Consider the following 21386-nt stretch of genomic DNA (forward strand, 5'->3'; position numbering starts at 1 on the left):
GTCAGTAGCCGTGCTGGAAGTCGTGCATGATGTCCTGCCAGACCGGCTGGTCGAGCAGCCCGGGCTCAACCGCGAGCAGTTTCGCGGTCAGTCCGGCGACGATGTCCTCCAGGGCCGGTTGCCCGGCGAAGAACTCGGGGTCCACGTCCTCGTCGTCATCGAGGAACGGGGGGTACAGTTCGGCGAACTCCGGCAGGTGGGTGCGGCACCAGTCGATGGTGTCCGGGTCCATCTGGTCGACCATGACGGACAGTTCCAGTCCGCCGAAAGCAAGTTGGCAGCGCGCCAGGGAATGCAGGCTGCGGTGGGCGGGCCGGCCGTCAACGGTCGGCGGCCGGTTCGCGCCCAAGGCGTACACCTCGCCAGTGGCGCCGTCGAGCGCGAAGATGCCCGAGCCGTAGTTGCCGACCACCACCATGCCGGCACCGTCGCCCGGCAGCCCGGGCCAGTAGTGGGCGGGGCCCTCCGGCGCGCAGTCCACGGCCAGGGCGCGCAGCGGCGGCCCGAAGAGCCGGACCATCGAACCAGGTGCGTCGATCAGACCGACCTCGCCGAGGAAGGCCCGGGCACCCGGGTCGGTGACGACGGCGGGCAACTCCGCGTCGGGGACGCGGAGCAGGCCGTCAGCGCCGTAGACCTGCTCCAACTCGGCGCGGCTCACCGGGCGGATCGGTGGCTGGAGTGCTGTGGGGGCCATGCCGACAGCTTAGTCGGGAGAAGGGAAACGGGAGTTCGGGGAAGTCGGCGTCCGGGGTCAGTAGCCGTGGCGGTAGTGCTGGAGGATGAACTGCCAGGCGGCGTGGTGGGAGAGGTCGGGTTCGATCCGGTCGAGCTTGGCGATCAGCCCGGCGAGGATCTCGTCGGGGTCGGGCGCCTCGGACTCGTCCTCGGGGTCGATCTCGAAGCCGTCCTCGTCGTACTCAGGAACGGGGACGAGTTCGACGAACCCCGGCACGTGCTCCCGGCACCAGTTGAGGCTGTCCGGGTCCATCAGATCGGCCAGCAGGTACAGCTCCTTCGCCCCGAAAGCGAGCTGGGCCCGGACGAAGGAGTGCAGGTTCCGGTAGGCCGGGCGGCCGTTGACCGTGGGGCTCTGACCGGTGAGCAGGGCGTACACCTCGCCGTTGGCGCCGTCGAGCGCGAAGACCGAGGGGCCCCAGGCACCGACCACCACCATGCCGGCACCGTCGTCCGGCAGCCCGGCCCAGAACGCCGCCGCCTCGTCCGGCTCGCAGGCCTCGGAGAGGCTGATGAGCGGAGGATCCACCGGCGGAACGATCGCGTTGACGGCACGGGGCAGTCCGATCCCGGTGAGGAAGGCACGGGCGGCAGGGTTGGTGATCGCGTCCGGTAGATCTGCGACGGGTACCCGGAGAAGGTGGTCCGGCCCGTAGATCTGCTCCAACTCGGCGCGGCTGACGGGCGCGATCCGCGGCCGGGAATCGTCGGACGTCATGCTGGCAGCCTATCCGGCGGGTGCAGCGTCCGTCCGGGGAACCGGTGCCCGGCCGGAAGCGCGCTGCGCGGTCATTCGCCGTACTGGAAGACCTCCATGACGTCCTGCCAGAACGGCTGGTCGAGCAGTCCGGGCTCGACCGCGCGCAGCTCGGCGAGGATGTCCTCCTCGTCGGCCAGCCAGTCCAGGAACGCGGTCTGCTCCTCGCTCTCCTGCTGCTGCTCCTCGTCGACGGAGGCGTACAGCGTGGCGAACTCCGGCAGGTGGGCGCAGCACCATTATTCGATGGCGTCCGGGTCGAGCAGGCCGACCACGGCCCACATCGCCCGTCCGGCGAAGGCGAGTTGGCAGCGGGCCAGCGAGTGCAGGCTGCGGTGGGCGGGGCGGCCGTCCACGCTCAGGGGCCGGTTCGCGGCCAGGGCGTACACCTCGCCGGTGGCCCCGTCGAGCGCGAGGACGCCCGAGCCGGAGCGGCCGACCATCACCAGGTTCGCGCCGTCCTCCGGCAGGCCGGCCAGAGCTCGGCGGGGCTGTGCGGCGCGCAGGTCTCGGGCAAGCCGCGTAGTTTCTCCTCGGGAAAGACGACCAGGCCTGGTGTGTCGGGCAGTCCGATCCCCGTGCGGAAGTCACGGGCACCGGGGTCGGTGACGACGGAGGGCAGCTCCGCCGCAGGGTAGCGACGGTGTCGCGTCAGGGCTGGGTGGCAGTTGCCGGGAGTGCCAGGCCTAGAAGATCTGCTTACGGCGCTGTTTGAGGCGGCCGAGGTATTCCGTGTGCGGCGTGTGGTCGTTCGAGTAGTCGAAGCTGTGACTGACGTCCGTGAGGTGCGGGAACGTCTTGTGGAGCCAGGAGCCGCAGTTGGACCTCGGCTGGTCGCAGGGGGCCCGTTCGGTGTACAGGGCACGGATGTTGGGCCCCTTGAGCTTGTCCAGGATGGGGGCGGCGATCCGCTGTTCGGAGTGCGCGTTCATCAGGAAGTCGCTGCGGGAGACCAGGATGAAACTCCGCTGCTCGTCCTGGTAATGGAGTGCTGCGTAGTTGCTCCGAGCCCGGTTGACGGGGTTCTTGGGGGAGACCGGGGTGCCGAAGTCCTTCTCCGCGTACCTGGCCCGCTGGGTGGCTCTGGCCAGCTCGGTGCCACCGTCGCGGACCTTGCGGGAGTGCACCGCGGGCGAGCCCACCGGCGGGATCTTCGACTGGTCAGGGCGGAACCGCGGGTAGTTGCCGTTCTTGATGAAGTCGTTGATCCCACTGTCGTCCGTGTGGTCGACCTTGGTCTTGGTGCCGTCCGCGTGCAGGCGGTGCAGGTCGCCCTTGTGATCCAGCAGGTACACCGGGGTGGTGTCGTGGTCCTTGGTGATCTTTTTGTAGTCGTCGGCGAGCTTCTTCTCCAGCTGGCGGTGGTTCTCGCTCATCTTGCGGATGCCGCCGGAGACGTCCTTGGCGTGTTGGGCGAGGCCGTCCAGGGCGGTTTCGATCGCGCCGAGTGCCTTGTCCGCCATGTTGGAGACGATCTGGCCCATTTTGTCGCCGCCGCGTCCGCTGACGGCGCGGGTGCGGTTGCGGGTGGTGCGGGTGTGGTGTTCCCGCATGGTGTCGAAGTGCTTGTCGAACTGGCGGGCCAGGGTCTCGGCGGCGTCGTAGTCGTGCTTGACGGTGTCGCTCATCGTCCGCTCCGCTGGGTCGTGGACGGCCGGCCGCCGTTCTGTGCGGCACCGGTGACGGTGTTCTCGGCGAACTGCTTCGCCGTGCCGAGCGGGTTGTCGGCGTAGCCCTTGACCTGGGTGACGGACTGCTGGACGCCGTCCTTGAAGCCGTCCTTGCCGGCGTTCGCGGCCTCGCCCCAGTCGATGCCCTGCTGCGCGCCGAGGGCGTTGCGGGTGAGCTGGACGACCAGGTCCTGGGCCATGTTGCCGAGTGCGGCGAAGACCGGGCCCTCGACGAGCGAGAGCAGTTCGGACAGCAGCTGCTGCTCGGCTTCCTTGAGCAGGCGTTTGACGATCATTCGGGTGGCCTGGGTGGCGCCGAGCGCGCCGGCCTCGGAGAGGCCGAAGGTGAACGGGGCGGCGGCCTGGGCGGCGATCACTTCGGTGGCCAGGATCACGAGTTGGGCCACGGCGGCGAGCTTCGCTCCGGTGATCACCAGGGCGGCGCCGTCGAGCCCGGTGGCGAACAGCCGGATGGCCTCGGCGACCTGGGGCATGTGGGTGCCGGCCACCTTGTCCCAGTGCGCCTGGAACGCCTCGGCTCCGGCGCCTGCGCTGATGCCGAGGAAGTCCTGGGCGGCGGCGGAGATGTAGTCACGGTCGGCGACCAGGCTGCCGGCGAGGTCGCGGAGTTCGTCCGCCATCTCGCGGTATTCGTCCTCGTCGACGTTCGGCCAGTTGATGCCGATCAGGTCCAGGACCCAGACCAGCTCCCCGGGCAGCACCACTCCCATGTCGCACATCCCTCCCCCGAATAATGCTTGTATGACTATCGATTGATCGGTGAGGGTGGGTCAACTCTCGGCATCGCCCCGGTGTGCGATCGTTGGGCGCCTGCGGGGCGACAGTTCGGAAAGCGGGGGGCAGGGTATGGGGACGGGACCGTGGACACCGCCGCTGGATGCCGGACGGCGGCCGGCCGGTGCGGCACTCCTCGGCTGGCTCGCGGACCCGCGGGCACCACGGCTGTGCCTGGTCTCCGGTGGGCCGGGTGCCGGGAAGAGCCACCTGCTCGGCTGGCTGCTCGCCCACGGCACCGCTCCCGGCGCTCCGGTCGAGCGGCGCGTCCACGCGGCTCTGCCGTCCGCCGGAATCGACGTGCGCGGGGCACTGTGGTTGCTCGGCAGCCAGCTCGGAATCACCGCTCGGACGGTTCCGGAACTGCTGGCCGCGCTCGCCGGGGACGATCGGCGCACCGTCATCTGCGTGCCCGAGCTCGACCGGGCCGCCGACCCCGGCCGGCTGGTCGCCGAACTCCTGGACCCGATGCTCGAACTGCCGCACCTGAGACTGGTCGTGGAGGCCGCCCCGGAAGTGGCGTTCGCGAACGTCACGGCCCCTGCTGTCCTGGACCTCGACGACCCGGCCTGGACCGACCGGGGCCGGTTCGAGGCCTGGTGCGCGAAGGAGGGTCATGACCCGAACGGCTACCCCAGCCCCGGCCGGGCCGCCGGTTCCGCCCTGCCGACCCCGCAGAGCGCACCCGAACTGATCGCCCGGGTACCGCGCGGCGCCGACGGGGCACTCGATCTGGCCGCCGCGGGCGAGGACCTGCTCAGCGACCTGTGGCTGGCCGCCGCCCGAGCGGGCGACCTCGGCCCGCTCGCCACCGACCCGCTGCTCTACGCCCTCGCCCGGCCGACCAGTGTCACCACCGCTCTTGCCGGGCGCACCGATCCGCTCGCCACCGCGTGGTCGGCGGTCGGGCCCGCGCTGGTCGACATCCCCGATGCACCGGGCCGCGCCCACCTGCTGCGCGCCAGGCTGCTCGGCACCGACCCGGCCGCCGCCGCCAGGCTCGCCGACGCCCCGAGCCCATGGGCCGTGCGCTGGGCCCGCTGGGAGCCCGGCGCGGTTGCCGCGGCGGTTCAGGGCGGACACTGGCTGGTCGCCGACCGCAACGGCACCATCCGCAGACTGGCGGCCTTTGACGGCTCGATGGTGGGCGTGGTTCCCGTCGGCGAACCACGCCCGCTGCAGGCGATCACCGTCACGGCGGGTGGCAGTCTCGTCATGCTCGACACCTGGTCGGGCACCGAACTCCTCGCCCCCACCAGTCCCGCCCCCGGTCTCGAACCGTTCGACCTGGACGAGGCACTGGCCCGGCTCCGCTCCGCCGCCGGCCCGCTCACCGCCCTTGCCGCCGAGCCGCAACTGCCCGCCGCCGCGCCCGCGGTGGGTGACGCGGCCGGAGCCGTCCACTGGTACGAGGGCGGCGAGGTGCGCAGCGTTCCCCTGCACACCGGGCCGGTCACCGCCCTGGCCGCGCACGCCCTCGGCACGGGCCAGGACGCCTTCCCCCTGCTCGCCAGCGGCGGCTACGACGGGGCGGTGCGTCTCTGGGGGCCGGACGACGATCCGATGCCCGGCCCGGCCGACCGCCGGCCTGCTCCCGTCACCGCCCTCGCCCTGGCCTCGGACGGCTCGGCCGGTCTGCTGCTCGCGACCGCCTGGTCCGACGGTCTGATCCGGGTCCGCCGACTCGAACTCCCCGGTCGGCCGGTCGAGTTGCGGCTCGGATCGGACGTGCGAACGCTCGGCTTCGCGAACGGCGCCCTGCTGGTCGGCCTCACCGACGGTCTGCTCGCGGTCGACCTGCTGCCGGGGTGAGCCGGCCGGTCGGGCGTCAGGGCACCGACGGGCCCTTGAGGTAGCTGCCGTTGGCGTCGTACGGCCAGGCGTTGGCGGTGCAGCCGTTCAGGCCGTAGATCTGCTGCATCATCGCGGGGGCGGGCTTGCCCGGGCCGGGGCAGCCCTCGTGGCCGTGGCCTATCCGGTGGCCGACCTCGTGGTTGACGATCAGTGCCCGGTAGTCGTCCAGGCTGCCGTCGAACTGGGGTGAACCGGTCAGCCAGCGCTTGGAGTTGACCACCACCTGCTTGCCGACGTCGCAGTTCACCTCGCCTTTGGTGTCCAGGCCGCCGGCGCCGCAGATCTTGTCGGTGGTGTCGGGCGAGGCGATCAGGACGGTGAAGTCGTAGGGGCCGGAGGAGACCAGCTTGAAGCTGTCGCGCTTGTTGGAGATCCAACTGCGCTTGTCGCCCAGCACCTTGTGGATCGCGTCGGCGGCGGCCTTCGGATCGATGTTGATGCCGTCCTCGACCTGGACCTGGTAGCGGCGCACGGTGCCGCCGGTGCCGACCGCGCCGCTGCTGGCGGCGGCGGTGGTGAAGGTGCCGTTGCCGTGCTGGACGACCTGCGCGTCGTTCTTGGACGGGTCGTTCTTCGGGGGCCCGCTCTGCGAGGGGGCGCTGCTCTCCGCGGACTTGACGGGCTCGGGGGAGTCGCTGACCGGGGGGACGGGCCGGGCCTGGGTGGTGGATCCGGCGTCCTGCGGCTGCCCGTCGGCCGGGCCGAGCTGGCTGAATCCGGCCGCGCCGAGCACGACCAGCGCCGCGGTGCCGCCCAGCGCCAGGGTCAGCCGTCGGCGGCGCGAGCGGGCGCGGCGCCGGGCGGACCTGCCGGGTGACCTGCGGGCTGCGGGCATCTGGTTTCCCTCGGGACGACGACATGGCGGGTGTGCGCTCCGGTGGCCCGTTTCGCACGCTTGTGCTGCATCGTGAACATACGCGGTATGGCTGCGGTTGGTTCCCTCGGCCCGGGTCTCAGCCGTGGATCCGGCCCTGGAGCTGCTCCAGCACCTTGGCCAGCGGCTCCCCGGTCAGGGCCGGATCGGCCGGGTCCGCGTCGCCCTGGGAGAGCAGCAGCACCAGGTCGCCGTCGTCCTTGAGCGGGACCCGGGCGATCGCTCCGAGCCCGGCGCCGGGCAGCAGCACCGGCTTGCCGCCGGGCTTCGGCCGGCCGGTAACCACCTCGCCGAGTTGGTCGGCGGTCAGCTGCCCGGTCCGCTGGAGGGTCGGCAGCATCACGCTCACCCCGACGTCGCTCAGCGGCACGGCCTCCAGGTCGAGCCGGACGGTCGCGGTGCCGGCCGTCCAGGTGCAGGTCACCCAGGCGTGCGGCGGAAGGCCGGGCGCGGAGGCGGTGGTCGGCGACGGGCTGATGCCGGACGGCCACGGGTAGGGCGGGGTGCCGTCGCCGAGCTCGCCCTCGACCGCCTTCGCGTCCTTGGCGCCCGGGGTGACGGGCCGGTCGATCCCGGCGTCCCGGAGCGCGGTTGCCAGCCCGTCCAGGCCGAACGGGCAGGCGGTGGAAGGCTGTTGGCGGAGCTGCTCGGCGGTGGAGCGCACCTTGGCGTACGAGAGGCCGGTGCCGGAGCTGTCGCCCGAGCTGTCGCCCGAGCAGGCGGTCGCCCCGAGGGCGACGGTCACGGCGACGGGCAGGACGAGCAGCCGGCGGGCGGCCGGGCCGGATATGCGGTCAGCGGTCACCGGGCCAGGCTATGCCCTTGCTGCGAACGGGAGTTGACGGAGGTGCGACGGGCCGCCCCCCGCGGTGGGGGACGGCCCGTTCGGTGTTGCCGTTACTGCTTGAGTTCGGCGTACGCCTCGGCGCTGCTGTCCTTCAGGAACTGCCAGCAGCGGGTCTCCTCCTCGCTCTCGCCGATCGAGCCGGCGGCCCGGGCGAGCGCGGCCAGGCAGCGCAGGAAGCCGCGGTTGCCGCGGTGCTCCCACGGGACGGGGCCGTGGCCGCGCCAGCCGGCGCGGCGCAGCTGGTCCAGGCCGCGGTGGTAGCCGGTGCGGGCGTACGCGTAGGACTCGACGGTCCGGCCGGCCGCGAAGGAGTCGTCCGCCAGCATCGCCCAGGCCAGGCAGAACGCCGGGTACTCGGCCGCCACCTGGGTCGGGGAGGCGGATTCCTCGGCCAGCATCCGGTAGGGCTGCTCCTCCTCGGGCAGGAGGGTCGGCTCCGGTCCGTCGAGCAGGTTCTTGTGCATCTCCATGGTGTGCCAGTCTGCCACTCGGGCCGCCCGTGGTCGCCGCGCGCGGGAAAACGACGGTGCCCCGTACCCGGGCGGGTACGGGGCACCGTTCGCGCCGTGCCTACTTCATCCGCTTGCCGGCCGAGCGCAGCTGCTGCGCGGCCTCCAGCACGCGGGCGGCCATGCCGGCCTCGGCCAGCTTGCCCCAGGTGCGCGGGTCGTAGGTGCTCTTCTTGCCGACCTCGCCGTCGACCTTCAGCACGCCGTCGTAGTTGCGGAACATGTGGTCCGCGACGGGGCGGGTGAAGGCGTACTGGGTGTCGGTGTCGAGGTTCATCTTGACCACGCCGTTCTCCAGCGCGGTGCGGATCTCCTCCGCGGTGGAGCCGGAGCCGCCGTGGAAGACGAAGTCGAACGGGTTCTGCTTGCCGTACTGCTTGCCGATCTCGGCCTGCAGGTCGGCCAGCAGCTCCGGACGCAGCACCACGTTGCCCGGCTTGTACACGCCGTGCACGTTGCCGAACGAGGCGGCCAGCAGGTAGCGGCCCTTCTCGCCCAGGCCGAGCGCCTCGGCGGTGCGCACCGCGTCGTTCACGGTGGTGTACAGCTCGTCGTTGATCTCGTGCGAGACGCCGTCCTCCTCGCCACCGGTCGGGGTGATCTCGACCTCGAGGATGATCCTGGCGGCGGCGGCCTGGGCCAGCAGCTCCTGCGCGATGGACAGGTTGTCGGCCAGGGTCTCGGCCGAGCCGTCCCACATGTGCGACTGGAACAGCGGGTTCTCGCCGCGGGCGACGCGCTCGGCGGAGATCGCCAGCAGCGGACGGACGTAGCCGTCCAGCTTGTCCTTCGGGCAGTGGTCGGTGTGCAGGGCGACGGTGACGTCGTACTTGGCCGCGACGACGTGCGCGAACTCGGCCAGCGCGACGGCGCCGGTCACCATGTCCTTGTTGTGCTGGCCACCCAGGAACTCCGCACCACCGGTGGAGATCTGGATGATGCCGTCGCTCTCGGCCTCGGCGAAACCGCGCAGGGCGGCGTGCAGAGTCTGCGACGAGGTGACGTTGATGGCCGGGTAGGCGAACTTGCCCGCCTTGGCCCGGTCGAGCATCTCGTTGTAGGCCTCGGGAGTTGCGATGGGCATGCGAATCCGCTCCTGTCGGTGTGGGGCGATCGGACGACGCTGTCCGAAGGCTCGATACGCCTGTGGTTCACGACGGATGCGGTACGAGCTGAGGGTGGTTGCTCGACCGCGGGCCGGACACCTCGGTCATCTTCCCAGACTCGCCCGGCGGACACACCCAAGGGCCCGCAGGTTGGGACAGCCGCTTCGGCGGGCCCTCGGGCAAGGGCTTCGCGGGCCTCCGGCCGAGCCTTCGCGAATCGAGTCGGGCTATCCTGCGCGCGTGGAACACATCCAGCTCGCCGTCAACGTCCTTGACGCCAAATCGCTCGTCGCCTCCGTCGGCGCCATCGGGATCCTGGCGATCATCTTCGCCGAGACCGGCCTGCTGGTCGGGTTCTTCTTCCCCGGTGACTCGATGCTCATCCTGGCCGGTGTCGCCGCCTCCAGTGCCGCTCCCGCGGTGCTCGGCGACGGCGCCCAGATGAACATCGGTCTGCTGCTGGTCGGCGCCCCGCTCTGCGCGATCGCCGGAGCCCAGCTCGGTCACCTGCTCGGCCGCAAGGTCGGCCCGAGGATGTTCGACAAGCCGAACTCGAAGATCTTCCGGCCCGAGTACGTGGAGAAGGCCGAGGAGTACTTCGAGAAGTTCGGCCCGGCCAAGGCCGTGGTGCTGGCCCGCTTCATCCCGATCGTGCGGACCTTCCTCAACCCGGTGGCCGGCACCCTGCAGATGCCCGCCAAGACCTTCCTGGTCTGGAACGTGGTCGGCGGTGTGCTGTGGACCGAGTCCATGCTGCTGATCGGCTACTTCACCGGCGACCAGCTCGCCCCGGTGATCGACAAGTACCTGCTGCCCGCGATGGCGCTGATCATCCTGGTCTCGGTCTCGCCGATCATCGTCGAGGTGATGCGCGAGCGGAAGAAGAAGAAGGCCGGCGGCGCCGAGGCCGAGGCCGCCGAGGTGGTCGGCAGCGGCCGTCACCGCAAGCACTGAGCACGCACCGCGCGAGGCCCCGGCCACCTTCGGGTGGCCGGGGCCTCGCGCTTGTTCCACGTGGAACCGGCGCGGACGGCGCCGGCTCGGGGGCTCACAGGCCCAGGTCGTCCAGGGTGTACGCGGTGATGTACGGCAGGCCGGTCTCCGCGATCGCCGGGGCCGCGCCGCGCTCCACGATAACCGCGACGCCCACCACCTCGGCGCCCGCCTCGCGCAGCGCCTCCACGGCGGTCAGCACCGAACCGCCGGTGGTCGAGGTGTCCTCCACCGCCAGCACCCGGCGGCCCTTCACGTCCGGGCCCTCGATCCGGCGCTGCAGGCCGTGCGCCTTGCCCGCCTTGCGGACCACGAAGGCGTCCAGCTTGCGGCCGCGGGCCGCCGCCGCGTGCAGCATCGCCGCGGCCACCGGGTCGGCGCCCAGGGTCAGGCCGCCCACCGCGTCGAACTCCAGGTCCGCGGCCGCGTCCAGCATCACCTTGCCGACCAGCGGGGCCGCCTCCGCGTCCAGGGTGATCCGGCGGAGGTCGACGTAGTAGTCGGCCTCCCGGCCCGAGGAGAGGGTGACCTTGCCGTGCACGACGGCCTTGTCCTTGATCTGCGCCAGCAGGGCGTCCCGGTCGTTGCTCATGGACAGCCAGTTTAGGTGCAGAAACGGACCCGTCAGCGCCGCCGCAGGGCCCGGACCAGCACCACCGCGCCGCCGAGCAGCGCCACACCGCCGCCGATCACCCACGGCAGCGCGCTGCGCTCGCCGCCCGCGCCCGGCAGCAGGGCCGGCTCCGCGCCGCCCCAGCGGGTGGCCGCCCGGGCCCGCGCGCTGTGCGCCGGCGGGGCGGGCGCGTACCGGCCGTGCGGCGGGGCGTGGTCCACCTCCTCCGCCGAGCGGCCGACGATGCTGCGCCGCACCGGGGCGCTCTCCTGCTCGAACACCGGCTCCGGGCGGGCCGAGGGCGCCGGCTCGGGCAGGTCGTCCTCGCTGAACGCGATCAGGTCCGAGAGGTCGTCGTCCAAGTCCGGGCCCTGTGCCCGCTCGTCCAGGAACACCACGGTCGCGCCGTCCGCCGGGTCGTCCTCGGCGTCCTCGCCGGGACCGGACAGCTCGGCCACCAGAGCCGCCACCGCCCGGTCGATCAGCCGACGGCCGGCCGTCTCCAGCGCCGGGCCGTCGAAGCCCGCCAGCCGGCCGGAGGCGGTCAGCGAGGTCGCGAAGCACACCACGGTCTCGCCCGGCCGCTCCCGCAGGGTGACCCGCAGCTCGGCGGTCACCGGAGCCGCGCCGCGGATCTCCTCGCCGGTCAGCCGCAGCTCCAGCGCGCCGTCCTGCCAGCCGCCCACGGACAGCCGGCCGGCGAAGGTGATGGTGGAGCCGGCGATCCGGACCCTGAGCCGGCTGTCCGCCGCCGAGGGCGCGGACGTGGACGCGACCGCGCTCAGCCCCGGCACGCAGCGGGCCACCAGCTCGCGGTCCACCAGCGCCTCCCGGACCACCTCGGCGGGCACCGGGACGACAACCTCATGCTCCATACCGGCGAGCCTACCGACCGGCCGCCGCCGTGCCGAGCCCCGCACCCGAAGCCGGGCCGGGCGTGCCGCGAACGGGCGCACGGCGAACGGCGGTTCGACCGCCGCGGGCCCGGCCGGGCGGCGATCCCGTCAGGGCCCGATCAGCGCGTGCGGCGGCGGCAGCGGCGACGGCCGGTGCGCGGACAGCCGGGCCGCCGTGCCGCGCAGCCCCTCGACGGTGAGCGAACGCGGCGCGGGCGCGGCCGGGTCCAGCGCCAGCGCGGGGACGGCGTGACCGGCCAGCAGGAACGCCGGGGCGGGCCCGGCCGGCCCGCAGTCCCCGGCGACCGGCGCGAGGCCCTGGTAGGGGACGGCGTCCAGCCCGGCGGCGGCCAGCCCCGCCTCGGAGCTCCACAGCACGCCGTCCGGGGCGCCGCCGCGCACCGCCAGCCGGCCGTCCGGGGCCAGCCGCCGCGCGGCCAGGCCGTAGAACTCGCGCGAGCGGTACTTGCCGTGCGCGGCCTCGTCGTCCAGGTCGGAGACGATCACGTCGAACTGCCCGGGGGTCTTGCGCAGCCAGCCCATCGGCTCGGCGGTCACCAGCCGCACCCGCGGGTCGTCCCAGGCGTGCTCGGTCAGCGTGTCGTAGGCGTCGTCCCGGCGGGCCAGCGCGGGCAGCTCCGGGTCGCGTTCGACCACCAGCACGCTGCGCACCGCCGGGTGCCGCAGCACCTCGCGCAGCGCCAGGCCGTCGCCGCCGAGCACCAGCACCCGGCCGCTGGGGCCGCCGGCCAGCGCGGGGCGGACCAGCGCCTCGTGCTCGCGGTACTCGTCGGGGCCGCAGACGGCGAGCCGGCCGTCCAGGAAGAGCTTCAGCGGCGGTGGGGTGCGCTGCCCGGCGACCGCTTCCGCCGGGCCGCCGGTGAGGACGATCTCCTGGTAGCGGCTCTGCGCCGCGAACCGGATCGGACCGCCGTACAGGGCGTGCCGGGCGGCGCGCTCGATCGCTCCGGTGCAGGCGGCGGCCAGCCCGAGGGCGGCGAGCACCAGGCCGCAGCCGGTCCACAGCAGCAGGCGGGCCCGCCGGGTGGGTTCGGCGCGGAACAGCCAGAGCACCACCACCGCCCCGGCGACCGCGTTGACGGCGCCCGTCACCAGCGCGCCGGCGGTCTGCCCGAGCGCGGGCAGCAGCACGAACGGGAAGGCCAGGCCGCCGATCAGCGCGCCCACGTAGTCGGCGGCGAACAGGTCGGCGACGGCCCGGCCGGCGTGCTCCCGCCGGATCCGCTGGATCAGCGTCATCAGCAGCGGGATCTCGGCGCCGATCAGCAGCCCGATCAGCACGGTGGCGGTGACCAGCGCGACCAGCGTGGCGTGCGGCTGGCGCAGCCACGCCCAGCCGCAGTACAGGGCGAGCGCGGACAGGCCGCCGGTCAGCGACAGCGCGTACTCGACCAGCGCGAAGGAGGTGGCCGGGCGGCGGGTGAGGCTCTTGGCGAGCAGCGAGCCGATGCCCATCGCGAAGACCATCACGGAGAGCACCACGGAGGTCTGGGTGACCGAGTCGCCCAGCAAGTAGCCGCCGAGCGCGACCAGTTCGAGTTCGTACACCAGGCCGCAGGCCGCGCAGACGAACGCGGCCAGCAGCACCAGGATCCGGGCCGGCCGGGCGGGCAGGGCGAGCGGTATGGCGCCCGCTGCCCGGATCGCGCCGCCGAGGCCCGCGGGGCGGGGGGCGGTGGGGCGGGACTCGGCCGCCAACGGGGGAGCGGGGGCGTCCGGACCCGGCTGCGCGGACCGTCCGACCGGATGGTTGATCATGAATGAACGCTAGGCGAGAGCCCGGGTGAATGGCTGCGCCCAATCGGGGGACAGCGGGCGGCGTCCGGTTGACGTCCGGTCACCACCGGGCCTGCGGTTCCGGGCCGCTCCCGGGGCTACGGTGCCCGCCCTGACCGCCCAGCTCGCCCGGGGCGGCCGGGGTGGCCGGGACGCCGACCGGGCGGCGCAGCGAGAGCGAGGAACGGGTGCACACCAGGCGGCCCTCCTGCGGGTAGGCGTGCCAGGTGCGCCAGTGCACCCGGCGGTCCCCGCAGTGGGCGACCAGGGCGGTGAAGGCGTTCGGGTCGCCGGGGAAGACCCCGGCCAGCGCCCGCGGGTGCCCCTCGACCAGGGCCAGCAACTCCTGGGCGCGGGCCTCGAACACGTGCGGCGGGAGTTCCTCGATCCGGGCGGCGAACTCGTACTCCCAGCCGGCCACCTGCTCGGCGACCCGGGCCGGCAGCGGGGTGCGGCGGCCGGGCAGGCAGGCCACCGTCTCCAGGCAGTCGCCCGGGCCGGCCGCCAGGACGACCTGGTGGGAGGCGCCCAGCAGCCGCAGCTGGAGGGTGCCGCCGGGGGCGCCGGACCGGCCGGTCCCGTCGTCGAGTCCGATGTCGCGGACGGCCAGCGCGGGAAGCGGTTCGCCGCCCAGCTGCCAGGCCAGGTCGCCGGCGCGGGTGTCCGTGTAGGAGGTCTGCAAGGTGGTGAGCATGCTCGGCTCCGCGTTTCAGCTCCGTACGCGCCCCATCGGCCGGAGTCCACTCCTCAGTGCGTGAGGCTGTTCGAGGCTGTCCGATCCGGGGCGCGGCCGACCGTGGAAGGAGGAATTCCGGCTGGAGATTCAGCAGCAGAGAAGCACGAATTCTCCGGGTCCGTCGGGGATTTACCCATGTTTGGCACTCATTCACTGTTCTGAGGCCTGTGCCCGACTGGGTGTGATCGGTCCCGGGTTGCACTCTGTTCGCGGAGTGCCGCTACGCCGGTCTCGTGCGCCGTGCACTCCTGGAGTGCGCTCGGAGCGAAGGGCATTCGGACATGCCAGGACGCCCGGTGTGTACGGCGCGACGGGCGCCCTTCCCGGTGCGGAAGGGCGCCCGTACGGTGTCGCCCGGAGCTGATGGGCGGGTTGCTGGGTCAGCTGCGGGTGGTGGCACTCCCGGTGACGCCGGTGGGCTGGAGCGGAGTGAAGCCCTGGGCGAGGAGTTCGGCGGTCACGGTCACCCTGCCGACCCGAGCTCCTGGCCTCCCGGTCTCGCCGAGGAACGTGAGCTGGATGTCCGTGGACACCGACTGGCCGGGGAGCAGGTCGGTGGGGCTGCTGCCCGTCACGATGCCGGTCAGTTCGCCGCGGGCGCCCTGGGTCAGCGGGACCGGGACTCCGTTCGCGGTCAGTTCCACGGCCGCCGGGTCGAGGCGCCGCCGGGAATCGAGGGTGATCCGGGTGCCGATGTGCTGGAAGTGCGGGCCGTCCGCGGGGCTCTCGAAGGTCACGGTGCCGTCCACCGTGCGCTCGAACCGTGAGTTCTGGCCGCCCCGCAGCGTGACGTCGCCGGTGGCCCTGCCGTCCACGGCGAAGTCGTAGGTGGTGCCGTCCGCCGTGATGTTGTCGACGTAGGTGTCGAGGGTGGCGTTCGGGTCGCCGAGCCTGCCGACGTTGGCGATGACACCGAGGGCCCCGCTGTTGGCACCGGTGCAGGTGTCCACGTAGGTGCTGAGCGGGTAGTCGCCGCCCGCCGTGATCGGCGTGCCCGGGATGGTCTGCGAGCTGCGCCAGACGCCTTCCGGGCCGGAGGTGAAGTGCTGCCAGGTGTCCGGCACGATGCCGTGGTTGCCCTGCGCGTCGGTGGCCAGCTGCGGCTGGAAGCTCATCGTGGTGAACGTGCCCAGGCAGTAGATCGGCAGCTGGAGGCTGGGGCCGGTGTCGGCGGCGGTCGAGTGGGCGCTGTCGACGTACGTGTCGTACGACAGCGGGGAGGAGGCGATCTCACTCAGCGTCACCGGCGCGAAGTAGTGGGCGGCCTGGGACTGCTCACCCGGCCCGACAGCCAGGTGGAGGCTGCCGTTGAAGCTGTCGGGCGCGGCGAACGGCGACACCTCCTGGACGCCGTGGGGCCGTCCCGCGTTGCCAGGCTGATCCTGGAGACGGAACCAGGGACCCTGGGGGCCGAGATCGGCGGGGGTGACCTGGACAGTGGCGGCTTGCGCCGGGGAAGCAGGGCCGAACACGGATGCGCCTGAGGCCAGAAGGACCGTGACCAGACCCGCGGTGAGTCGCTTCATATGAGACTCCTGTTCGATGGCTGTCCGCGAGAGCGGAGAGACGCGGCTTCGAACCGCGAGTCCCCAATTCCCGGGCCCTGCCATGGCCGCAGCCGTCCCCTTGGCCAAATCACCCGTTCAGCCACCCCGGCCGGCGGTCGGCCGGGCAATGCACAGCCGTAGCCCGGCTCCTGCCCGTAGGGGCTCAGACCTTCAGGCGCTGCAGTCGCTCGACGGCTCCGGCCAGGACCCCATCCCCCTTGCAGAAGGCGAAGCGCACCAGCGAGCGGCCAGCCTCGGTGTTGTCGTAGAAGACCACGTTGGGGATGGCCACGACGCCGCAGCGCTCGGGGAGGGTGCGGCAGAACTCGATGCCGTCCTTCTCGCCGAGCGGGGTGATGTCGGTGGTGATGAAGTACGTCCCCTGCGGTTCGAACACCCGGAAGCCCACCTCGGCCAGGCCGGCCGCCAGCAGGTCGCGCTTGCGGCGCAACTCGGCGCGGAAGTCGGCGTAGTACGTGTCGGGCAGGCGCAGCGCCTCGGCGACGGCGTACTGGAACGGGCCGGCCGAGACGTACGTCAGGTACTGCTTGGCGGTGCGGACGGCGGCGACCAGTTCGGGTGCGGCGGTGACCCAGCCGACCTTCCAGCCGGTGAAGGAGAAGGTCTTGCCGGCCGAGGAGATGGTGACGGTGCGTTCGCGCATGCCGGGGAGGGCGGCGAGGGGGTGGTGGGCGCCGGCGAAGACCAGGTGTTCGTAGACCTCGTCGGTGATCACCAACAGGTCGTGCTCGACGGCCAGTTCGGCGATCGCGGCGAGTTCCTCAGGGGTCAGCACGGTGCCGGTCGGGTTGTGCGGGGTGTTGATCAGCAGCAGCCGGGTGCGCGGGGTGATGAGCGAGCGCAGCTCGTCCAGGTCGGGGCGGAACGCGGGCTGACGAAGGGTGAGCGGCACCCGTACCGCGCCGGCCATCGCGATGCAGGCCGCGTAGGAGTCGTAGAACGGTTCGAAGGCGATCACCTCGTCGCCGGGCTCCAGCAGGGCGAGCAGGGCGGCGGCGATGGCCTCGGTGGCGCCGGCGGTGACCAGTACCTCGGTGTCCGGATCGACCGTCAATCCGTAGAAGCGGTACTGGTGTTCGGCGATCGACTGCCGCAGCTCCGGCACCCCCGGGCCCGGCGGGTACTGGTTGCCGCGGCCGTCGCGCAGTGCCCGCACCGCCGCCTCCCGGACTTCCTCGGGGCCGTCGGTGTCCGGGAACCCCTGCCCCAGGTTGATCGCGCCGGTGGCGGTGGCCAGGGCGGACATCTCCGCGAAGATCGTCGTTCCCATGCCCGCCAGCCGGCGGTTCAGCAGCGGCCTTGCACCCATTGCGGCTCCTCGCAGGTTGTGTTCGGCCAATCCTGCGACGGCCGCAGGCCGCGGACAAGCACACGCGGGGCATGGACGGTGGTCCCGCCGGTGCGCGGATCGGCGCAATCCGGGTTGCGGGGGCAGGTCGCGCTGGATTGGCTGATCACGCGTCAAGAGGCGTTCCAACCCGGCAACTCTGTCCTCGGGGGACTACTCCAGGAGCTACTGTGCGTGCACGAATTCTGTCCATCGCGGCCGTGGCCGCCGCCCTCGCCATGACCCAGCCCGGCCTTGCCGGCGCCGTCGTCGAGGACGCCGACCCCAGCACCACCCTCACCTTCACGGTCACCTCCGGCGCGCTGACGCTGTCGGTACCGGCGGCCGCCACCCTCGGCTCGGGAGCGCCCGGCACCACGATCGGCGCACAGATCGGCCCCTGCACCGTCGTCGACGACCGCGCCCTGGCCTCGGCGAGCTGGACGGTGACCGCGTCGGAGACAGACTTCGTGAACGGTCCGTCGACGATTCCCGCCACCGACTCCACCTATGCGGTCGGATCGGTGACGACGACCGGCACCATCACCGTCACCCCGACCAACGTGACGCTGAGCAACTCCGCGCAGACGGTGCTCACCGGGACCGCCGGGGTCGGGGACAACACCGCGACCTGGGATCCGACCGTCAGCGTCCACGTACCCGCCTCGGCCGTCGGCGGGGTGTACACCGGCGTGCTGACCCAGTCCGTTGCCTGACGCGATGAAAGGTGCGCGCGGGTACCTGGTGCCGCTGATGCTGGCGGCCGTCGTGCAGGCGGCCGCGATGACGCCGGCCATGGCCGACGGGATGCCCTCCCCGGCGGTGGGCACGGCCGAACACGAGCAGCACGGGGAACGGACCCCGGAGCCGGGCCCGGAGCAGCGGACCATCGGCATCAAGCTGCTCGACGCTCCGGAGGACCGCCGCGACGACCCCAGGGCGCAGGCGTACATCGTCGACCACCTCGCGCCCGGCTCGACCATCGAGCGCCGGGTGGAGGTCAGCAACGAGTCGTCCACGCCGATGCACGTCGACGTCTACGCCGCGGCGGCCGCCATCACGAAGGGGCAGTTCACCTTCGCGCCGGACCGCACCCCCAACGAGCTGACCGGCTGGACGTCGCTCGACACCACCGGCCTCGACCTGGCGGCGCACGAGACGGCGCAGGTCCGCGCCACCGTCCAGGTGCCCAAGAACGCCTCCGCCGGCGAGCGGTACGGCGTCATCTGGGCGCAGACCGGCCGCCCCGAGGACCGCTCCGCGCAGGCCGGCCGGCCTGCGGACCGTTCGCACAATCTGACGATCCTGGGCCGGGTCGGCGTCCGGATGTACCTCGACGTCGGCCCGGGCGGTGAGCCGGCCTCGGACTTCGAGATCGAGCAGCTCACGCCGGCCCGGGGCCACGACGGGCGGGCGGAGCTGCACGCCCGGGTCCGCAACACCGGGGGCCGCGCCCTGGACATCGGCGGGACGCTCGCGCTCTCCGACGGGCCCGGCGGACTGCGCGCCGGACCCTTCTCCGCCAGGACCGGCACCGCCCTGGCCCCGGGCGAGAGCGCGGACGCGGTCGTCCCGCTGGACACCCGGGTGCCGGAGGGCCCGTGGAACGTGGAGCTCGCGCTCCGCAGCGGCGTGGTCGAGCACTCCGCGCGGGCCACCGTCACGTTCCCGGTGGCCCCCGGCGGCACCGGGGCGGTCACCGCGTCGGCCGCCCGGGCGGGGAGCTTCCCCACCCCGCTGGTCGGCGGGCTCTCGGTCCTCGCCCTCGCCGCGGTGGGCCTGCTGCTCCCCAAGTTCCGTCGCCGGAGCCGCCGCTGACGCCGGAGCGCCTGCTCGATCCGCACGGGCCGCGGCCGCGCCGGACACCGTCCGCCGGGGCCGCGGCCCGTGACTGTTCCTTGTCCGAACGGATCGTCCGTTCGCGAAGGCTGGTCTAGCCTGGCGCCACAGGGGTGATCCCCGTTCGGGGATCCGTGGGGCCGGGGGGAACCGGGCCCGCGTGGGGCTATCGGAAGTGAAGATATGGCGTCCGGAACAGTCGTGTCGTCGTCTCCCGTCCGGCTGAGCGGGGACGACGGGAGCCCGCCGGCCCGGTGGCGCGGGATCAGCTGGCCGCGGCTGCTGCCGTGGGGTCTGGCCGCCGGGTTCTTCGCGTTCTACGCGCTGTTCTGCCTGCGCCGCCACGGACTGCTCCTGACCACCGGGTACGACCTGGGGATATTCGAGCAGGCGGTGCGCAGCTACGCGCACTTCGAGTTGCCGGTCGCCCCGCTGAAGGGGGAGGGCTACAACCTGCTCGGCGACCATTTCTCGCCGATCCTGCTGGCGCTGGTGCCGTTCTACCTGGTGTGGCCGGGCGCCGAGACGCTGCTGCTCGGGCAGGCCGCCCTGCTGGCGCTGGCCGTGGTGCCGATCTCCCGTTGGGCGCAACGGGAGTTGGGCGCGGCGGCGGCCGTCGCGGTGGCGCTCGGGTACGGGTTCTCCTGGGGCGTCGGTTCGACGATCGGCTTCGACTTCCACGAGGTGGCCTTCGCGGCGCCGCTGCTGGCGTTCGCGGTGGTGGCGCTGGCGGAGCGGCGCTGGGTGGCCGCGGTCGCCTGGGCGGCGCCGCTCTGCCTGGTGAAGGAGGACCTCGGCCTCACCGTCGCCGTCATCGGCGGCTACGTGGCCTGGCGCGGGCCGCGGCGGCTCGGGGTGGTGACGATGGTGCTCGGCGTGCTGGCCAGCGCGCTGGAACTGCTGGTGCTGCTGCCGGCGATGAGTCCCAGTCACGCCTACAACTACTGGGACAACCTGGAGAGCCGGCCCGGCACCGAACCGGGCCTGCTGGAGCGGCTGTTGTCGGTGCCGGGGCATCTGGTGACCGCCACCGTCCAAGGGCAGTTGCTGTTCTTCCTGCTGGTCCCGACCCTGCTGCTGGCGCTGCGCTCGCCGCTGTTCCTGGTCGCCGTCCCGACGCTGGGCTGGCGGCTGCTCAGCAAGAACCCGATGTACTGGGGCACCCAGTACCACTACAGCGTGGTGCTGATGCCGATCGTGTTCGCCGCGTTCGTCGACGCGCTGATCCGGCTGCGGGCCGCGAAGCCGCACTGGGGCCGCTGGGCGACGGTGCCGTTCCTGGGCGGCAGCGTGGCCGTCACCGCGATGCTGTTCCCGCTCTTCCCGATGGCGCAGGCGACCGACGCGGGCTTCTACCGCAGCTCCGCGCACGTGCGGACGGTGCAGTCGGTGCTGGCCGACATACCGTCCGGCGCGCGGGTGGCGGCGGGCAACCGGCTGGTGCCTCAACTGACCAGCCGCTGCACGGTGTTCGAGTTCGGCTGGCCGAAGGACTGGCGCACCGCGGAGTGGGTGGTGGTGGACACCCACAACCCGATGGGCTGGCCGCTGAACGGCGAGCAGGAGACCGAGCAGATAGCGACGCTGCGCACGGAGGGCTTCCGGACGGTGCGGGAGGAGGACGGCGTCCTGCTGCTGCGCGCGCCGGCCGCCCCGTAGCCGTGCCAGGCGTGCGGAAGGGCCCGCCCACCGGGTCGGTGGGCGGGCCCTTCCGGGGTGCCAGGGGGCCGGGGATCAGGCCTCGTCGGCCGGGCCGTCCTCGCCGTCGGCGGGCTTCTCGTCCTCGACCTGCTCCTGCAGGCCCAGGCGCTCGACCATCCACTGCTCGAAACCGACCGCGGCCTGCGTCCAGTTGGCGGTGGTGCCGACGAAGTACTCCAGGCTGACGCCGTTGCCGACGATCATCTGGGACTCGCCGATCAGGCGGACCACGCCGTCCTCGTGGGTGTGGGTGTAGACCTTGGGCCACAGGGTCTCGCGGTTCCACTCGTCGATCAGGTCGAGGATCTCGCCCTTCTTCTCCAGCGGGAACGCACGGTCGTAGAAGGCGCGGACCGCGAACAGCTCCTTGTGGTCGCCGCGGAACATGTAGTAGACGCGGAAGTTCTCCCACGGGGCGGTGAGGTCGCCCTCCTCGTCCACCACGTGCTTGAGCTGCATCTGGTCGAGCAGCTGGGCGACCAGGTTCTGGTCCGGGACGATCACCGGCGGCGGCCCGGCCGGAGCGCCACCGGGCTGTCCGCCCTGCGGCGGCTGCGGCAGGCCGAAGGACGGGATGGACGACGGGTCGATGCTCACGGGGGTGTCCCTTTCACGGTGCACAAGGTCGGCTGCCGATTGGGGGCCGCCTTCTCATGTTTCCATCCTGCCTCATTCGCGGCTTCCGGCACAGAGTGACTCCGGGGTGTTCCCGCCTGGTCCCGGGGGGTGTACGGACGCCGGCGGGCGGAGCCGCGAGGGCTCCGCC

20 protein-coding genes and 1 pseudogene are annotated in these 21386 nt (G+C 72.6%); 5 read left to right on the plus strand and 16 right to left on the minus strand.

Features of this window, described 5'->3' with window-relative positions; genetic code table 11:
* Position 1: 1 nt before the first annotated feature.
* From ACFV18_RS07800 to ACFV18_RS07820, 5 genes and pseudogenes are all read right to left on the minus strand, one after another.
* The gene (locus tag ACFV18_RS07800) at positions 2–697 is read right to left on the minus strand and encodes an SUKH-4 family immunity protein (protein WP_380480358.1); all 696 of its coding nucleotides are present in this window, start codon (positions 695–697) and stop codon (positions 2–4) included.
* Positions 698–754: 57 nt separating this feature from the next.
* Positions 755–1456, minus strand: a complete 702-nt coding sequence (locus ACFV18_RS07805; RefSeq protein ID WP_380480360.1) for an SUKH-4 family immunity protein — start codon at positions 1454–1456, stop codon at positions 755–757.
* Between the two features lie 278 nt (positions 1457–1734).
* Positions 1735–2007, minus strand: a pseudogene (locus ACFV18_RS07810) (SUKH-4 family immunity protein); the annotation flags it as partial.
* Between the two features lie 174 nt (positions 2008–2181).
* Complete coding sequence (locus tag ACFV18_RS07815; RefSeq protein ID WP_380480362.1) at positions 2182–3123, minus strand: nucleic acid/nucleotide deaminase domain-containing protein; 942 nt, start codon at positions 3121–3123, stop codon at positions 2182–2184.
* Positions 3120–3905: a hypothetical protein gene (locus ACFV18_RS07820; protein WP_380480364.1), complete on the minus strand. Its 786-nt coding sequence runs from the start codon at positions 3903–3905 to the stop codon at positions 3120–3122. The genes ACFV18_RS07815 and ACFV18_RS07820 overlap by 4 nt, the downstream gene beginning before the upstream one ends.
* A gap of 127 nt (positions 3906–4032) precedes the next feature.
* Here ACFV18_RS07820 and ACFV18_RS07825 point away from each other — a divergent pair, with 127 nt between their 5' ends.
* A complete protein-coding gene (locus ACFV18_RS07825) occupies positions 4033–5772 on the plus strand; it encodes a hypothetical protein (protein WP_380480366.1) in 1740 nt (579 codons plus the stop codon).
* Between the two features lie 16 nt (positions 5773–5788).
* Here ACFV18_RS07825 and ACFV18_RS07830 read toward each other — a convergent pair whose 3' ends face one another.
* The 4 genes from ACFV18_RS07830 to fbaA all read right to left on the minus strand — a co-directional run bounded on the left by ACFV18_RS07830 (position 5789) and on the right by fbaA (position 9128).
* On the minus strand, positions 5789–6649 hold the full coding sequence (locus tag ACFV18_RS07830; protein ID WP_380480368.1) for a DUF3152 domain-containing protein: 861 nt from the start codon (positions 6647–6649) through the stop codon (positions 5789–5791).
* A gap of 118 nt (positions 6650–6767) precedes the next feature.
* Complete coding sequence (locus tag ACFV18_RS07835; RefSeq protein ID WP_380480370.1) at positions 6768–7493, minus strand: hypothetical protein; 726 nt, start codon at positions 7491–7493, stop codon at positions 6768–6770.
* A 92-nt stretch (positions 7494–7585) separates the two neighbouring features.
* A complete protein-coding gene (locus ACFV18_RS07840) occupies positions 7586–8005 on the minus strand; it encodes a DUF3151 domain-containing protein (RefSeq protein ID WP_380480372.1) in 420 nt (139 codons plus the stop codon).
* 100 nt (positions 8006–8105) lie between these two features.
* Positions 8106–9128 (minus strand): class II fructose-bisphosphate aldolase, encoded by a 1023-nt coding sequence (fbaA, locus tag ACFV18_RS07845; RefSeq protein ID WP_380480374.1) that lies wholly within the window; start codon positions 9126–9128, stop codon positions 8106–8108.
* Positions 9129–9390: 262 nt separating this feature from the next.
* Here fbaA and ACFV18_RS07850 point away from each other — a divergent pair, with 262 nt between their 5' ends.
* Positions 9391–10104, plus strand: coding sequence for a DedA family protein (locus tag ACFV18_RS07850; protein ID WP_380480376.1), 714 nt, complete (start codon positions 9391–9393; stop codon positions 10102–10104).
* 94 nt (positions 10105–10198) lie between these two features.
* Here the strand turns inward: ACFV18_RS07850 and pyrE are convergent, their stop codons facing one another.
* The 6 genes from pyrE to ACFV18_RS07880 form a co-directional block, all read right to left on the minus strand.
* A complete protein-coding gene (pyrE, locus tag ACFV18_RS07855) occupies positions 10199–10735 on the minus strand; it encodes an orotate phosphoribosyltransferase (RefSeq protein WP_043915296.1) in 537 nt (178 codons plus the stop codon).
* 32 nt (positions 10736–10767) lie between these two features.
* Positions 10768–11631 (minus strand): carbon monoxide dehydrogenase subunit G, encoded by an 864-nt coding sequence (locus tag ACFV18_RS07860; protein ID WP_380480378.1) that lies wholly within the window; start codon positions 11629–11631, stop codon positions 10768–10770.
* A gap of 129 nt (positions 11632–11760) precedes the next feature.
* The gene (locus ACFV18_RS07865; RefSeq protein WP_380480380.1) at positions 11761–13431 is read right to left on the minus strand and encodes a spermidine synthase; all 1671 of its coding nucleotides are present in this window, start codon (positions 13429–13431) and stop codon (positions 11761–11763) included.
* A gap of 79 nt (positions 13432–13510) precedes the next feature.
* On the minus strand, positions 13511–14143 hold the full coding sequence (locus tag ACFV18_RS07870; RefSeq protein WP_380480382.1) for a DUF2617 family protein: 633 nt from the start codon (positions 14141–14143) through the stop codon (positions 13511–13513).
* A gap of 422 nt (positions 14144–14565) precedes the next feature.
* Complete coding sequence (locus tag ACFV18_RS07875; RefSeq protein WP_380480384.1) at positions 14566–15525, minus strand: hypothetical protein; 960 nt, start codon at positions 15523–15525, stop codon at positions 14566–14568.
* Between the two features lie 370 nt (positions 15526–15895).
* Positions 15896–17062 (minus strand): pyridoxal phosphate-dependent aminotransferase, encoded by a 1167-nt coding sequence (locus tag ACFV18_RS07880; protein ID WP_380480386.1) that lies wholly within the window; start codon positions 17060–17062, stop codon positions 15896–15898.
* Between the two features lie 209 nt (positions 17063–17271).
* Here ACFV18_RS07880 and ACFV18_RS07885 point away from each other — a divergent pair, with 209 nt between their 5' ends.
* The 3 genes from ACFV18_RS07885 (at position 17272) to ACFV18_RS07895 (ending at position 20578) form a co-directional block, all read left to right on the plus strand.
* The gene (locus ACFV18_RS07885; protein WP_380480388.1) at positions 17272–17796 is read left to right on the plus strand and encodes a hypothetical protein; all 525 of its coding nucleotides are present in this window, start codon (positions 17272–17274) and stop codon (positions 17794–17796) included.
* 4 nt (positions 17797–17800) lie between these two features.
* Positions 17801–18898: a peptidase gene (locus ACFV18_RS07890; RefSeq protein ID WP_380480390.1), complete on the plus strand. Its 1098-nt coding sequence runs from the start codon at positions 17801–17803 to the stop codon at positions 18896–18898.
* A gap of 222 nt (positions 18899–19120) precedes the next feature.
* Entirely contained in the window at positions 19121–20578 is a 1458-nt protein-coding gene (locus ACFV18_RS07895) for a DUF2079 domain-containing protein (RefSeq protein WP_380480392.1), read from the plus strand.
* A 75-nt stretch (positions 20579–20653) separates the two neighbouring features.
* Here ACFV18_RS07895 and ACFV18_RS07900 read toward each other — a convergent pair whose 3' ends face one another.
* The gene (locus ACFV18_RS07900) at positions 20654–21217 is read right to left on the minus strand and encodes a YbjN domain-containing protein (RefSeq protein WP_380480394.1); all 564 of its coding nucleotides are present in this window, start codon (positions 21215–21217) and stop codon (positions 20654–20656) included.
* Positions 21218–21386 lie beyond the last annotated feature (169 nt).

This window comes from Kitasatospora sp. NPDC059673 (assembly GCF_042734215.1).
Classification (GTDB): Bacteria; Actinomycetota; Actinomycetes; order Streptomycetales; family Streptomycetaceae; genus Kitasatospora.

Coding starts and splice junctions, on each gene's coding strand:
- ACFV18_RS07800 (WP_380480358.1), bottom strand. CDS start 697: ATGGCCCCCACAGCACTCCAGCCACCGATCCGCCCGGTGAGCCGCGCC.
- ACFV18_RS07805 (WP_380480360.1), bottom strand. CDS start 1,456: ATGACGTCCGACGATTCCCGGCCGCGGATCGCGCCCGTCAGCCGCGCC.
- ACFV18_RS07815 (WP_380480362.1), bottom strand. CDS start 3,123: ATGAGCGACACCGTCAAGCACGACTACGACGCCGCCGAGACCCTGGCC.
- ACFV18_RS07820 (WP_380480364.1), bottom strand. CDS start 3,905: ATGTGCGACATGGGAGTGGTGCTGCCCGGGGAGCTGGTCTGGGTCCTG.
- ACFV18_RS07825 (WP_380480366.1), top strand. CDS start 4,033: ATGGGGACGGGACCGTGGACACCGCCGCTGGATGCCGGACGGCGGCCG.
- ACFV18_RS07830 (WP_380480368.1), bottom strand. CDS start 6,649: ATGCCCGCAGCCCGCAGGTCACCCGGCAGGTCCGCCCGGCGCCGCGCC.
- ACFV18_RS07840 (WP_380480372.1), bottom strand. CDS start 8,005: ATGGAGATGCACAAGAACCTGCTCGACGGACCGGAGCCGACCCTCCTG.
- fbaA (WP_380480374.1), bottom strand. CDS start 9,128: ATGCCCATCGCAACTCCCGAGGCCTACAACGAGATGCTCGACCGGGCC.
- pyrE (WP_043915296.1), bottom strand. CDS start 10,735: ATGAGCAACGACCGGGACGCCCTGCTGGCGCAGATCAAGGACAAGGCC.
- ACFV18_RS07860 (WP_380480378.1), bottom strand. CDS start 11,631: ATGGAGCATGAGGTTGTCGTCCCGGTGCCCGCCGAGGTGGTCCGGGAG.
- ACFV18_RS07865 (WP_380480380.1), bottom strand. CDS start 13,431: ATGATCAACCATCCGGTCGGACGGTCCGCGCAGCCGGGTCCGGACGCC.
- ACFV18_RS07870 (WP_380480382.1), bottom strand. CDS start 14,143: ATGCTCACCACCTTGCAGACCTCCTACACGGACACCCGCGCCGGCGAC.
- ACFV18_RS07880 (WP_380480386.1), bottom strand. CDS start 17,062: ATGGGTGCAAGGCCGCTGCTGAACCGCCGGCTGGCGGGCATGGGAACG.
- ACFV18_RS07890 (WP_380480390.1), top strand. CDS start 17,801: ATGAAAGGTGCGCGCGGGTACCTGGTGCCGCTGATGCTGGCGGCCGTC.